This window comes from Microbacterium sp. NPDC078814 (assembly GCF_040702645.1).
GTDB lineage: Bacteria > Actinomycetota > Actinomycetes > Actinomycetales > Microbacteriaceae > Microbacterium.
The window spans coordinates 46,346-59,718 of record NZ_JBFBLT010000013.1 but is presented as its reverse complement, the minus strand read 5'-3'; the positions used below and the strand labels follow the sequence as shown (position 1 = coordinate 59,718).

21 protein-coding genes are annotated in these 13,373 nt (G+C 67.1%); 19 read left to right on the top strand and 2 right to left on the bottom strand.

Annotated features, from left to right (window positions below; genetic code table 11):
* Positions 1-79 precede the first annotated feature (79 nt).
* Positions 80-364 (bottom strand): AraC family transcriptional regulator, encoded by a 285-nt coding sequence (locus AB0300_RS17650; protein ID WP_139833211.1) that lies wholly within the window; start codon positions 362-364, stop codon positions 80-82.
* A gap of 402 nt (positions 365-766) precedes the next feature.
* Here AB0300_RS17650 and AB0300_RS17645 point away from each other — a divergent pair, with 402 nt between their 5' ends.
* Positions 767-1,060, top strand: a complete 294-nt coding sequence (locus AB0300_RS17645) for a hypothetical protein (protein WP_005055297.1) — start codon at positions 767-769, stop codon at positions 1,058-1,060.
* 271 nt (positions 1,061-1,331) lie between these two features.
* Here the strand turns inward: AB0300_RS17645 and AB0300_RS17640 are convergent, their stop codons facing one another.
* On the bottom strand, positions 1,332-1,985 hold the full coding sequence (locus AB0300_RS17640; RefSeq protein WP_005055300.1) for a GNAT family N-acetyltransferase: 654 nt from the start codon (positions 1,983-1,985) through the stop codon (positions 1,332-1,334).
* A 523-nt stretch (positions 1,986-2,508) separates the two neighbouring features.
* Between AB0300_RS17640 and AB0300_RS17635 the strand changes: the two genes are divergently transcribed.
* From AB0300_RS17635 to AB0300_RS17550, 18 genes are all read left to right on the top strand, one after another.
* Positions 2,509-3,279, top strand: a complete 771-nt coding sequence (locus AB0300_RS17635) for a hypothetical protein (RefSeq protein ID WP_217316627.1) — start codon at positions 2,509-2,511, stop codon at positions 3,277-3,279.
* Between the two features lie 11 nt (positions 3,280-3,290).
* Entirely contained in the window at positions 3,291-3,740 is a 450-nt protein-coding gene (locus AB0300_RS17630; protein ID WP_062633397.1) for a hypothetical protein, read from the top strand.
* Between the two features lie 281 nt (positions 3,741-4,021).
* On the top strand, positions 4,022-4,483 hold the full coding sequence (locus tag AB0300_RS17625) for a hypothetical protein (RefSeq protein ID WP_005051901.1): 462 nt from the start codon (positions 4,022-4,024) through the stop codon (positions 4,481-4,483).
* 11 nt (positions 4,484-4,494) lie between these two features.
* A complete protein-coding gene (locus tag AB0300_RS17620) occupies positions 4,495-5,772 on the top strand; it encodes a hypothetical protein (RefSeq protein WP_005051902.1) in 1,278 nt (425 codons plus the stop codon).
* Positions 5,773-5,808: 36 nt separating this feature from the next.
* Positions 5,809-6,051, top strand: coding sequence for a hypothetical protein (locus AB0300_RS17615; RefSeq protein WP_005051904.1), 243 nt, complete (start codon positions 5,809-5,811; stop codon positions 6,049-6,051).
* Positions 6,052-6,215: 164 nt separating this feature from the next.
* On the top strand, positions 6,216-6,515 hold the full coding sequence (locus AB0300_RS17610) for a hypothetical protein (RefSeq protein ID WP_062633405.1): 300 nt from the start codon (positions 6,216-6,218) through the stop codon (positions 6,513-6,515).
* Between the two features lie 47 nt (positions 6,516-6,562).
* Positions 6,563-6,784: a hypothetical protein gene (locus tag AB0300_RS17605; protein WP_005052790.1), complete on the top strand. Its 222-nt coding sequence runs from the start codon at positions 6,563-6,565 to the stop codon at positions 6,782-6,784.
* A gap of 71 nt (positions 6,785-6,855) precedes the next feature.
* A complete protein-coding gene (locus AB0300_RS17600; protein WP_043341034.1) occupies positions 6,856-7,272 on the top strand; it encodes a hypothetical protein in 417 nt (138 codons plus the stop codon).
* Between the two features lie 71 nt (positions 7,273-7,343).
* A complete protein-coding gene (locus AB0300_RS17595) occupies positions 7,344-7,625 on the top strand; it encodes a hypothetical protein (protein ID WP_043341033.1) in 282 nt (93 codons plus the stop codon).
* Positions 7,622-7,903, top strand: a complete 282-nt coding sequence (locus AB0300_RS17590; protein WP_005052783.1) for a hypothetical protein — start codon at positions 7,622-7,624, stop codon at positions 7,901-7,903. The genes AB0300_RS17595 and AB0300_RS17590 overlap by 4 nt, the downstream gene beginning before the upstream one ends.
* Complete coding sequence (locus AB0300_RS17585; protein ID WP_005052780.1) at positions 7,900-8,028, top strand: hypothetical protein; 129 nt, start codon at positions 7,900-7,902, stop codon at positions 8,026-8,028. The genes AB0300_RS17590 and AB0300_RS17585 overlap by 4 nt, the downstream gene beginning before the upstream one ends.
* Positions 8,029-8,138: 110 nt before the next feature.
* Positions 8,139-9,542 (top strand): hypothetical protein, encoded by a 1,404-nt coding sequence (locus tag AB0300_RS17580; protein ID WP_005052778.1) that lies wholly within the window; start codon positions 8,139-8,141, stop codon positions 9,540-9,542.
* 84 nt (positions 9,543-9,626) lie between these two features.
* Positions 9,627-9,950: a DUF3846 domain-containing protein gene (locus AB0300_RS17575; RefSeq protein WP_005052776.1), complete on the top strand. Its 324-nt coding sequence runs from the start codon at positions 9,627-9,629 to the stop codon at positions 9,948-9,950.
* Between the two features lie 4 nt (positions 9,951-9,954).
* Positions 9,955-10,908, top strand: a complete 954-nt coding sequence (locus AB0300_RS17570) for a hypothetical protein (RefSeq protein WP_139833212.1) — start codon at positions 9,955-9,957, stop codon at positions 10,906-10,908.
* Positions 10,909-11,013: 105 nt separating this feature from the next.
* Positions 11,014-11,889: an ArdC-like ssDNA-binding domain-containing protein gene (locus tag AB0300_RS17565; RefSeq protein ID WP_005052771.1), complete on the top strand. Its 876-nt coding sequence runs from the start codon at positions 11,014-11,016 to the stop codon at positions 11,887-11,889.
* A gap of 105 nt (positions 11,890-11,994) precedes the next feature.
* On the top strand, positions 11,995-12,198 hold the full coding sequence (locus tag AB0300_RS17560; protein ID WP_005052768.1) for a hypothetical protein: 204 nt from the start codon (positions 11,995-11,997) through the stop codon (positions 12,196-12,198).
* Positions 12,199-12,209: 11 nt separating this feature from the next.
* Entirely contained in the window at positions 12,210-12,932 is a 723-nt protein-coding gene (locus AB0300_RS17555) for an HNH endonuclease family protein (protein WP_005052767.1), read from the top strand.
* A 26-nt stretch (positions 12,933-12,958) separates the two neighbouring features.
* Positions 12,959-13,369 (top strand): hypothetical protein, encoded by a 411-nt coding sequence (locus AB0300_RS17550; RefSeq protein WP_005052764.1) that lies wholly within the window; start codon positions 12,959-12,961, stop codon positions 13,367-13,369.
* The last annotated feature ends 4 nt before the right edge of the window (positions 13,370-13,373 follow it).

Here is a 13,373-nt window from a genome sequence, read left to right as displayed (position 1 = left end):
GAGGCGGTGATACTCCCCGAGATCACCGCCGCCTAAACTAACGACAGCTGATCATCGCAACGAAGCGAAAGACCACCACTCAAACGGACGCGGCCGATTCCAACGCGATGTGCAGCACCGTGTCCGTACTGACTTTGAGTCGGTAGACCGCTCGCTCAAGCCGCAACCGGCGCAGGTGCGCTTTCGGGTTCTCACCCACGACCGCACGGAAGACGCGGTGAAAGTGATGCGGCGAAAGACCAGCGACCGCCGCGATCTCGGCGAGGGTCACCGGCTCCTCGAGACGCTCCTCCATCCAGTGAAGTGCCCGGCTCACACGTTCCGCATGCCGCTGAGCGGTGAGTGGAAGGACGACTGAGGACACGCTTCGAATCTACGAGCGCCGGTCAGTCGGCGTCTCGACGTTTTTTGCGAATCCCACCGAAGCGACTCGCCCCAATGCCCCGAAAGGTCCATATGGACATCGCGTAGACATCTCCCCTGCGAAATGGACAACTCGGAGCGTGACATCTGTAGGAACCGGCTGACGATGAACTGCTGTCGGTCGTCAGAACTGGTCTGCGAGCGCCCTCCGCTGCGCATCCCAATCGAAGTCCTCCAACGTTTTGCGAGCCGGTAACCCGGCGGCCTTGATCCGCAGCTCTGCGCCCGAAGCGTTGCGCGCCGTGGTCTTCCGCGTGAAGGAGCCTGAGTGGGACACTTCTTCTGAGGGCCACCTGTAGGGATCGCTTTGGGGTCGTCGACCGCGCATGAAGGGAGAACCGTGATGACTGGGGATGAAGTGTTCGACACGATCGCTCACGAGATGACTGCGCTTGACGGTGTGTCACGGAACCACCGCGGCAGTCTCATCGTCTCGGGAAGCAGCAGTGGCGCCGTGCGCGCCATGACCAGCGGCGGGCAGGTGGTGGTGAAGCTTGACCCAATGCGCACGGCGGCTCTCGTTGACGCCGGCGTCGGGACACACTACAAGGGTCAGAAGAACGCGTGGCTCCAGCTTCCGGCCGACCTCGACTTTGATCACGTGCGCGGTCTCATCCTCGAGGCGCTGACTGCATGAGAAACCCTTCTTGATTGATGGTCCTGTCCCCTGGTGTGGTGGAGGATCCGGCCGGGTTGTCTTCGTCGTAGACGTTGGTGAGCCATCGTGGTGATAGTCAGTGAGGGCTCGTCGGATCTGATCGACGCGGGAAGCGACCGTGTGGATCGTTGCCGCTCCGCACGATCTCACCACGGAGCGCACCGCCCGCCGCAACTGGACCCGCCCGACGACGCTCGCCACCTGGCCGGGGAGGTCGACCTGAAGGTTCCCAAATACCCGGGGGCGTGACTCACGCCTCGAGGTTCTCGGTCCCGACGAACGCGTTGTGACGCCAATAGATGTTGTCCCGGAAGTGCGCAAACCCGACGCTTTCGTACGACGCAGCGACCTTCTTTCGGGAGCGCCGAAACTCGATCTCGGACAGGTGCTCCCACGGCACCGGTTGCGCGCGGAGAACGATGAGAGTCTCCCTCCCCGTGCCGGTCACCGTCTCCACCAGCGTCGTGAGCAGACGTGGACCAAGGCGCTGACCCCGGTACGGTGGCTCCACAAAGACGCCCTCGACGATCACGAGCTGCGACACCTGCTCGCCAACCAGCGGATCGCGGGAGTCGAGCCACTCGAAGACGTTCTCATCACCGAGAATCGACTCGGTGATCTCGAATGCTTCGCCGCCTACTTGATCGAACACGTCAACGACGTCACCCACCCGGTCGAGGTCGACGGTGTACGCAGTAGCGCGCGCGATGACACGACGCTCCGGCTCCCCCTCGTCGTCGTCATCGAAGATGTACAACGTCGCGTCAGCGGAGATCTTCGCGACGCCCGACGGCAACTCCGTCCAGTTCACGGAGTCCGGTACTCCGACCAGTGGCCGCGTGACCTTCACAATGCACTCAATATCCGTGAGGTCCACGTCAAGTCGCGCAACAACAGCAGACATACTCACCCCTTCAACAACGGATACGCGGCAACGGCATCGTGCCGACAATACCCGGGCGCTAGCCGCGATCCAGCAGAGAAGCTGAGGCGCTGTGAAACCGCCGCCCACATGATCGCGACGGTCGGCCGGCGTCCGAAATGTCCATATGGACATCGCGTGGACATTTCAACTGCGAAATGGACATTTCAGAAAGATCCCTACAAGATCGACGCTTGACCCGCACGCAGAAACCCCCTACTCTGTGAATGTCACATTCACTACTAACTGAGTAGAGGGAGACCCCACAGACCCACAGCCAGGGGAACCGCGCAACGCCGTTCCCCTCCCAGGGACAGGCGCCACACCGCAGCCTGACGAGCGCTCGCCGCGCTCTTCGCTCCGTCCCTCACGGCGACCGCCGTCCTCCCAACCAGGTCGCCGCCGCGGGGGCGGCTCCGTGACATAGCCGCCCCCGCACCTTCCCCTTCATGTCCGCGAAGAGAACGATCCGCGGCCTATACCCACAGACGCATCGGAGGATCCCATGGACAGCATCGACACCACCGCACCGGCAGACTGGCACGACTTCTACGTCGACCCCTTCCCCGGCCGCAAGGGCTCCGAGCGGATCACCGACACCTGCGGCAAGTGCATCGGCACCGGCCTGTACACCGGGCCCACCCACTTCACCGATGGCCACGGTCGCCCGATCTGCTTCGACTGCCACGGCACCGGCACTCGCAGCCGGCTCGTCAGCAGCGCTCGCGCCACCGCCCGCGCCCACGCGAAGGCGCACGCCGAGCACATCGACACGACGCGCGCGATCACCGCCCGTCGCGCTGCCTTCGAGGCCGAGCACCCCGGCCTGCGCGACCAGCTCACCGAAGCTCATCTGAGCATCCGGGAGGGCAACCCGCTGCGCGAGAAGATCGGCTACCTCCTCGACTCGCTCGAGGACTCCACCGGCACCCTCGACGCCGATGAGGTCCGCACTGCCCACGAGCTGCTCGAGCAGCTCGAGCGCGAGCTGGCAGCGCGCCGCCCCGTCCCCACGGGACGCACCCTCATCCAGGGTGAGATCCTCGCAACCAAGACCACCGACACCCAGTGGGGCATCACCGTCAAGATCCTCGTCCAGGGCGAAGGCTGGCGCGTGTGGGGCACCAAGCCCTCCGAGATCTCCTCCGCGACGCGCGGCGACGTCGTCGCATTCACCGCAACCGTCTCCGCCTCGGACGACGACGACAGCTTCGGCTTCTACTCCCGTCCCACCAAGGCGCACATCATCGCCGTAGGCATCCGCCGCACCGCATGAACGAGCGCCTCATGAACAGCCGCACCAGCCTGACGATCTACCCCGCCCACGACGAGCGGTCTCTGCATCCGCCGGCGCCGATACTCGTCGACGAGCACTACTTCGTCCGCTCCGGGCTCGAGCAGCTCCCCGCCCGCCTCATCGGGTTCAGTCCTGCCGGCGCGATCGCCATCACGGCATGGGTCCACGACGTGTTCCGCTCCCCCGAGCTCGCACGCGATCTGTACCCGACCTTCATCATCGCCGGCCGCGTCCACGCCCACCCAATCCCTGCTGCCCGAGTCACCGTGCGCGAGCCCTCCGGCGTCGTCCAGGTCGTCATCACCGACCCGCGAGGCAAGCGATACCGCCCCTACCTCGGCGAAGACCGCGACGTCGCCGACCGCATCGCCGCCGCCTGGGGTTCCCACCGCGGCTACTCAGCCACCGTCGAGCAGATCACCCCGGCGGCTACCGCCTGACCACACGATCGGAGATCACCATGCGCTGCCTGATGTGCGAAGAGCCCACCACCATGTACATCCCATCCGACGACGTCGATGGCGTCGGACTGCACAGCTGCGGCGCGTGCGGCTTCGAGATCGAAGCGCCTCGTGATGAGCCCATGCGCACCGTGCCCGCCGACAGGCAGCGCTCTCGACTTTCGGCGACGACGACGACGACGGTTGCGAGAACGCTGCAACCTCTCTAGTATCAGTGAATGTCACATTCACTACTTTCTGATTGATTGAGGAGATCGCCCATGAGCGAATCGGCAGAGACCGTCACTGAGGATGTCGTCTACGTCGGGCGCAGGCAGGCGGGCAATGGCAAGCTCGCGCACTGGTACCGCACGCTCGTCGACGGCGAGATCTCCGACAAGGAGCTCGGCTCGTACAAGCCGTACACGTCGGCGCCGGTCGGCGCGATCATCACGATCACTCGCCCGATCGACGAGCCGAACTCGCTCTACACCCGCGGGCTGCATGCGCCACGGATCACGGGCGCCTATGCCGACCGCGCGGCCACCGACGAGTGGCGTGTGACCGATCAGGCCGAGGCGCAGCGCGACGCGAACGAGCGGCGCGTCAAGCGGGATCTCGACGGGCTGCCTGCCGAGTTCACCGCAGCACTGGACACCCTGGGCGCGCACTTCTCCCGCCTCAACTCTCCGCAACGGGCGGCGCTGTTGTCGCTCGTCACCGCGAAGCTCCTGCGCTACTGAGGCCGAACGTGATGTCCACCCTCGACCTGCTCGACGACAGCTTCCCGCACGGCACCCCGGACGGGTACCGCCGCGGATGCCGCACTGCAGCGTGCCCCGCGCTCATCCCCTGCCGCACCATCCACACCCGCTATGCCGGCGACTTCTCCTTCGCGAAGCTCATCGACGCCGGCACGCCCCTTGCGGAGATCCTCGAGCGCGACGCAGCCGCACGCGACCAGTCCCGGCAGCGTGACAAGATCGCCGCTCGAGAAGAGCGCCGGGCCGCGGCCGAAGCCACGCAGCCCCGCCGACCCAAGCAGGCCTCGAAGCGCACACCGACAGCACGGCCCGCCCGCCCGCCGAAGACGGCGCCGCTGAGGATCGCGACCCCGCGACCGACGTTGCTGAGGACGCGCACGCATCCTGGCTATCAGTGGATCGACAAGGCCCGCCTCGCGGCCGAGACGCTCCCCGTCGAGCGTGCCAGCACGTTCGCGGAGACGGTCGACGGCTACGAAGCAGCGCTGGATCGTCACGTCGACGAGCTCGCACAGTGGCGCAGCGACCACCGGGATCTGCGCGTCCAGCTGCGTTCCGCGGTCGAGACGCTCAAGACGGCCACCATCGCCGCCGGAAGCGGCCTATCGGTCGGCGGCGTGATCGAGCGTGCTCTGCAGGACGCCACCGCCAGGCATCAGGCAGCAGTCGACGAGCTCGCGAAGCATGATCGCCCGGCACCGCCGGCCAGGCCGCGGATGCCGCGGCCGCAGACCCCGCGGGCCCCTCGCGTCTCCCGACCGCGGCAGCTGCAGCCGCACGGCACCAACGCCTGCCGGGCGCGTGGCTGCGATCGACCGGAGTGCATCGAGGCGGGCCGCGAGTATCACCGGCAGTGGATGGCAAACCGGAAGGAACAGAGCATCCCGGCCGAACACCACGGGACCGCCTACGGCTACCAGCTCGGCTGCAAGGACCGAGATCAATGCCCTGCCGAGATCTCCTGCGCCGACGCATCGCTGACCGAAGAGCGACGCCGGCGGCGGGAAGCCGGCATCGCCCCGCAGGCCCCGCGCGTGCCCGCTGACCCCGTTCGCCGGCACGTCCGACAACTGATGGCCTCCGGCATGACCATCCTCGAGATCGCCGACCGAGCGCAGGCCTCCAAGACCGGCGTGAAAGTCCTTCTCTACGGCCGCTCCGGCGCTCGTAAGGGAGAGCTGCCGGGCGAGATCGAAGCAGCGAAGGCGCAGCGGCTCCTCGCGCTGCAGCCGACCGCCTCCGCTGCGCAGCTCGCACGTTCCGCCTGACATCGACAGCTCAACCGCCGCAAGAAGGCCCCGCCGTTGAACTGGTCGCAGCGGGTCACCATGCGGATGATCGCCGATGGCCGGTCCCCCTCCGGTGGCGCCAGCTACCTCGATACGACAGGCCTGGGGATTCCCGGTGGCACCATCCAGTCTCTCCGCAGGCGCGGTCTGATCGAGCGCTACTCATGGGTCGAACCCGGCTGGGTGCTCACGAAAGCCGGCGTCGATGCCATCAACAGTGGCGCGTGTGACGAACCCGACAGCAGCATCGACGACTAACCTCACCGATCTTCGCAACTCGGGTGTCCGCGAACAGCGCCAAGACCGGCCTATACCCAGCAAGAAGGGCCTGCGGCACAGTCAGGCACGGGGGTTCCCCTACCAGACTCGCAGGCGTATAGTCAGTGAATGTCACATTCACTATTTGATTGAGGAGACAGGCCATGACCATCACCCAGGCCGCAGCCCCCACGGGCACCGCGGTCACCATCGCAGGAACCGTCCGCACACCGCTCACCCTCGTCCGCCGACTCACCGACCGTCAGGCGCGCGTAGGGTTCCGCGTCGAGACCGACGCCGGCTCATACAACGTCCACGCCAACGGGATCCTCGCCGAGATGCTCCGGCTGACGACCCACCGCGGCGACCGTGTAATCGTCCACGGCCCGGCTGTCACGTTCAGCCACCCTGCCCAGACCATCCCCGACCTCGAGGCCGACAGCGTCGAGCTCGACCTCCGCTGACCCACGACGAGGATGGACACCACGACGCATCAGCAGGAGAGAACCCCATGACCCGCATCTTCCACGTCAACGGCAAGCCCGTCGACGTCACCGACGCCGCCGCGGTCCAGGCACTCACCGCGGACGAGTACGCCGACCTGCTCGCTCAGACCCTCAACGACACCGACGCGACCGACACCGAGATCGTCGGACTGCGCCAGGACCAGCCCGACGCCGGCACAGGGTTCATCATCACCAACCCGCCCAACGAGAGCGGGAGCGAGCGATGACCGAGCGCCGGAACAACACAGCCCATCGCCGCGGCGTTGGTGTCCGCAGCGCGGAGGCTCGACGATGCCCCGTGTGCGGACGCGGCGCCGCGCTGGTGAGCGTCACTCCCCGCCCGCTCACGCCAGAGGAGACGACCACCTACTGCCGGTGGGACGACTGCACCTATGCGCGGGTGGTGCCCTCTTCGAGTGATCTGTCGCGGCTGCGAGACGGCACACATGCGACTGCGAGAGCGATCGCCGACGCCGAGGCTCGCGGAAGGATCGACGACGCTGCGAATCAGGTGCTGATCGACCGCCTGTACCCGCCGCTCGATTCGACCGGTCAGCCGTGGCGGAGCGCGTTCGATCATGCGCGCCAGGAAGGGCACAGCGAGGCCGAGGCATACGACTTCGCAGACGAGTACGCGGCCTACGTGGAGGACCGGCAGTACGAGATCCGCGATCCTGACCTGCCGATCCCGTCCCCGAGCGAGTACACGCGATGACCGGGCGTGAGAGTAGTAGGGATCGGCATCAGCGCACGCTGAGCGAGTGGACAACTCGCGCAATCCGGAGCATGTTGCGTTCCTCGGACCCGGCCACCGCCTTCGCACAGCAGGACGGGGTCATCAAGGATCGCATCAGGAACGAGCTCGGTCAGCACCGCCGCGCAACGCTGAGGGTGATCCTGCCGATCGTGCTGCTCGCTGTCGGCGTGGTGATCGTGGTCCCCGCCCCGATCGTGCTCCTGCCTCTTGCCGGCATTGCGGTGGTCTTCGTCATCATCGTGCGAGAGGACCGACTGGCCCGCCTGCACGAGGCGATCCAGCGTGTGGACCCCGACGAGGACACCCGATGAACGAGGCATCGCCGACCGTCACGCTGGACGTGCGCGCAACGATCGTGCGCACGATCCAGCAGCACACGGACGAGGCGGACGAGGAGGCCGGCTACATCGCGGACGACATCATGGACGCGCTGAGCCTGGGCAGCGAGCTCACGGTGACCGTCCCCAGGCTGCGGCGCCGCGGCGAGCACGAATGGCCGTGCGCGCTGTTCTACGTCGGGAACTGGAACGGTTCGCGGCCGCGTGCACGGTGCAGTTGCCCGCCTGCCGAGGCGGGAGCCGAAGGATGAAGGATCCCCGCCAGCTCTCCCAGGCTGAGCTCGACGAGTACCTCGACCAGCTCGTGCGTGACGGCGACGATGACAGCCCGGAGTTTCACCGCGCCTACCAGGTGTGGGAGGAGCTCAACGGCTGACGTTTGACCATGCCGCCCTCATCGGGGCCCTGCCGACCGGCGGGGCCCCGATTTCTGTCCGCGAACACCCCCAACCCCGGCCTATACCCAGCAGACGAACGGGAGAGGCCATGTGCGACGACATCGACCACGGAGGGCGGCGGTGCCCGTCGTCGACGGCCGAAGGGCAGCGGCGTCGCCGCGCCGAGAAGCGCGAGCGGAACGCCGAGAAGCAGCTTGAGGCCTTCATCGGCGCGACCCCGTTCCGGCCGGTCTCGGGCGAGCTGATGCGGATGAGCTCGCGCCCCAGCTATTGGGACACCGACGAGTGGATCGAGTACGAAGACACCCTGCGCGCGGCCGCGGAACGTCACGGGATCGAGATCTCCGAGCTGCAGCACGCGGACGGGCTCTGGGAGGGCACGTCGGAGCCTGCAGGCGCCTACATCGTCCACGCGGACAGCTTCGAGCAGGTCACCGACTGGGCCGGCGAGCTGGCGGGGCGGTATGAGCAGGACAGCATCATGGCCGGGTACTTCGACGCTGACGGCCCCGACCGGGTCTACAGCTTCGCCGCCGGCACCGGCTCGCAGCAGCAGGTCCAGGAGACCCTCGACATTCTCCGCGCCGCCGGCGCACCGGGAGGCAGGCTCTATGACGGCAAGCTCGAGATCGCGGAACCCGCCGAGTATCCGCTGCCGGCATCCGCCGTGAACGCGATCGCCGCCCGTCTCGGAACAGAACCCACCTTCGCTCGAGCGCACGTTGCCTTCGTGCCCGGCAACGACAGCTACCGTCACCACCAGCCGATCAAGGAGATCCAGTCGCTCAGAGAGCGGTACGCCGATGCGCACGGTTTCCCACAGCGCACGCCGATCCCCCGACTGACCGAGCTCGACGACATCGCTGCAGCGAGGGCATACGCGGCCGCACCGCACGAGCCCGCGCACCCGCAGGTCGCCCGCTCCTACCGATCACTGCGGCAGCACATCGGCGCTCAGTGGGACATGCTCACAGAAGCCGGCTACACCTTCGAGCCCTGGCACGGCGAGACCGAGCAACCCTACGCCGACTCTGCCGCGATGCTGGCCGATCTCCGCGAGAACAAGCACCTGTTCTACTTCCGCACCGAGGTCTCGCAGCACAGCGAGGGGGCCCTTCCGCCGGATCATCCGATGGCTCGCAGCGTTACGGTCACCCTGCCCACGGGCGAGCGGGCGCCGATGCTCGCCAACGACGTCTTCCGCGCCGTCCACGACGCGATCGCGCACAGCGAGGGCCACCAGTTCGGACCCTACGGCGAGAAGCGCGCCTGGTGGACACATCGTGCCTGCCTCCCCCGCGAAGCGCGGCTCGCGCTGTGGTGCGAGACGCGCGCGCAGAACTGCTGGACCAACGCCGGCCCCCACATGACCACGGAGGGGGAAGCCGGGCATCCCCGGCTCATTCGGCGAAGGGAACCGGGTTGGATGCCGCTGAGTGAACGCCCCTATGCGCAGCAGAAGTGCTGCCGCGTCGACTCAGCACTCCTCTAGTCCACGGCGGTTGACGAGGGTACGTCGCCCGCGTACCATCAGTGAATGTCACATTCACTACCGTTCTGATCTGAGGAGGACTCCATGACAACGGCCATCAAGATCACCCCCGCTGGCGAGATCGACACCATCCGCATCGACGAGCTGCCCGACTACCAGCGCGAGATCGGCGGCTGGGTCGCAGAGCTCCGCCTGACCAACGGCCACGCACTGCTCGTCGACGAGGAAGCCGGTCTCAAGGTCACAGAGCCGAACCTGCTCGCCTCGCTCTACCTGACCGAGCACGGCCGCAGCGCACTGCTGTTCAGCACCGCGCTCATCGTCGGGCTGCACCCCAGGACCGGTGAGTGGATCGACGTCGCCCCCGACGTCGACGAGCAGCTCCGCGCGATCGCTGCGCAGATCTGACCTCATGCCCACCCTGAACGCTCGGCCGGTACTCATGCCGGCCGAGCCGCCCTCCTCCCCCGCGAGCGACTACTGCCAGCGTTGGTCTCGCGGCGCCCATTCGTGGCGCCACATCTCCGAAGGCGGGTTCGACCCCCGTCTATACCAGGTGGCCCCGATCACGGAAGCCGCCGCGCGAGCATTCGTCATCGACGAGCACTACGCAGCATCCTTCCCCGCAGCACGCTTCTCGATCGGGCTGCTCACCCGCGACGACCGCTTCCCCATCAACGGCGCCATGGTCGACGAGATGGCACTGGTCGGCGTCGCCACCTTCTCCACCCCGATGAGCAGAGGAGTCCTCAGCTCCGTCTTCGGCACGCTCGAGCCCTACGAACAGAGCATCGAGCTCGGCCGATTCGTACTCACCGACACACCCGCGAACGCCGAATCCTGGTTCCTCGCACGCGCTTTCCGCCACGCCTACGACCGGGGCATCCGCGGCGTCGTCTCTTTCGCCGACCCCTTGCCACGGCGCCGACAGATCACCGAGACCCTCGACAACGGCACCACAATCGAGCGCATCGAACAGACCTCGCCCGGCCACATCGGCGGGATATACCAAAGCGTCAACGCGATCGCCCTCGGCCGCAGCACCGCACGCACCCTGAACTACCTCCCCCGCCGCGGCCTCGTGCTCTCCGAGAGATCTCTGTCCAAGGTAAGAGGACAGGAGCGAGGCGCCGACGCCGCCGAGCGACACCTGGTCTCGCTCGGCGCCCCCATCCGCCGCGCAGGGCAAGACCCGCGAGCCTGGCTGCGCGAGGCGCTCGCCGCGCTCGATGTCACGAAGATCAGGCATCCGGGGAACTTCCGATACGCCTTCCCTCTTGGCAGCAGCTCCCAGCGTCGCCGGCTGCCGATCGGGCTGCCGCGCACCGCGTACCCCAAAGCCGCCACCGACATCCTTCCGGGCTGAGACCCCCGCTGCAGGCGGGTGCAAATCGGAGTTGACGGGGCATATCGAATGCCTCATACTAGTGAATGTCACATTCACTACTCGTCCACTCTGAGGGAGGACACCATGACCACCAAGACCCGCCGCAGCGGCACCACCCGCCGCACCCCGGAAGAGCGCCGCGCACAGGCCGAGGCGCTCCACGAGCAGCTCACCGCACAGGTCGCCACGCTGGCCGAGAGCGAGAACTGGAAGGCCTGGCTGCGCTTCGCGCGCATCGTCCGCCGGCGCTCGTTCTCCAACCAGATGCTCATCCTCGCGCAGGGCGGCACCCACTGCCTCGGCTACCGCCAGTGGGAGACCCTCGGCCGTCACGTCGTCAAGGGCGCGAAGTCGATCAAGATCTTCGGCTACTCCACCAAGCGGATCGTCGAGGTCGACGAGGCCACCGGAGAAGAGTCCACCAGCAGTCGAGTGATCTACCCGGTGCTCTCCGTGTTCGACGTCCGCGACACCGATGGCGAGCCGCTCCCCGAGCAGCCGGCCATCTACCTCGAGGGCGACGACGTCGCAGGCCTCTTCGACCAGCTCGCCGACTTCATCACCGCGCAGGGCTGGGATGTCGCGCTCGAGGACATCGCACAGGACGGGCTCAACGGGTACACCGATGGCCAGGCCCGACAGATCCGGGTCGACAGCAAGATGGCACCGGCCATGCGCGTCAAGACCCTCCTGCACGAGATCAGTCACGCACTTCTGCACTTCGACGAGGGCAGCACCCGCGAGCACCGCGGAGTGATCGAGACCGAAGCCGAGTCGGTCGCGTACTGCGCCGGTGGCCTCCTCGGACTCGACACGTCCGCGTGGTCGATCGGGTACGTCGCAGGATGGGCCGGCGGTGACGTCGACCTCATCCGCAGCGTCGCCGGCAACGTCCTCCGTGCCGTCAACGCGATCGCCGACGCCATGCTCGGCGCCGACGACCAGGCCGCGGCCGCGTAACAGCCCTCGGGGGGCGGGCTCGCCTATGCCCGCCCCCGAGAATCTCTGTCCGCGAACACCCCGAACTGCGACCTATACCCCTAGACGAATACCCCGGAGGAACCCATGGATCTCGCCCTGTCTACCGCCCGCGACTTCGCTCCCCTTCTGCTGGGCAGCGGCGGCCTCGTCGGCATCCTCGTCACCGTCGACACTGCACGCCGCGCAGAGCGCACGGTACGGCGCAGCCTCAAGTTCCTCGTCACCCTTCTCCTCAGCGTCGCCGCGGTCGCCGCGGCCGTCGTACTCGGCGCCGCCCTCTTCCTCTGAACGGACCACTCATGAACCGCCGAACCACACGCCTCGCCTCCGCCGCCGGCGCTGTTGTCGTCGCCCTGCTCGCTGGCGCGATCGCGATCACCAGCCAGCCCTCCGGCGTCAGCGACCTCACCGACACCGCGCCCGCGCCTGTGCCTGTGCCTACCGCAGAGATCTCCGCGGACGCCGCCGCAGCCCTCGATGAGCTCGAGCAGCTCGTCGTGGCCGATGCAGCCGACCAGGACAGCTACGACCGTGACGCGTTCGGGCAACGCTGGGCCGACATCGACCGCAACGGCTGTGACCAGCGCAACGACGCACTCGCGGCCGCGCTCGAGAACATCACCACCAAGCCCGGCACACACGACTGCGTCGTCCTCACCGGAACGCTTCACGACCCTTACACCGGGCTCACGATCGCCTTCGAGCGCGGCCAGGGCACGAGTGAGCTCGTGCAGATCGACCATGTCGTGCCGCTCGCGTGGGGGTGGCGTCAGGGCGCCGACGAATGGGACGAGGCCCAGCGTGAGCGCTTCGCCAACGATCCTCTCAATCTGCAGGCCACGGACGGCAGCACCAACCAGTCGAAGAGCGATCGCGGCCCCTCCGAATGGATGCCCCCGAACGCGGACTACGGATGCGCCTACGCTGCGCGCTTCGTCGACGTCCTCACCGCCTACCAGCTGACGGTCAACCCGGCCGACTACTCCACGCTCCGCGCGCAGCTCGCCAGCTGCGCCGCATGACCCCCCACCCGAGAGGACTGACAACGATGAGCACTCTGAACAACATCGTCATCACCGATGACACCGGCACCCGTTACAACGATCTCTTCCTCGACATCCCGCTGGACAGCTACGAGATCTCCCGCTCCTCTGTCGGCTTCCATTCCGTCGACGCGATCGTGCCAGCCGACCCCTACTCGACCCGCGCATCCGAAGATGGTCCGCTCGGTGCACTGCTTTTCCGCTGGGCTCAAGCGCACGTCGCCGGCCGCAACTACATCATCAGCTGGCAGTACATCGACGCTCACGACGTCCATACCGTCGCCGTCGCCGACACCACCACTCGCGAGCTGCACTTCGTCAACCTGTTCGGCCACGTCATCGCCGGTCGACGCAGCTACAGGCTCCGTGAGCTCGCCGACGCGCTCGACCTCCTGATCGACGCCAGCTTCGACTGAGGAC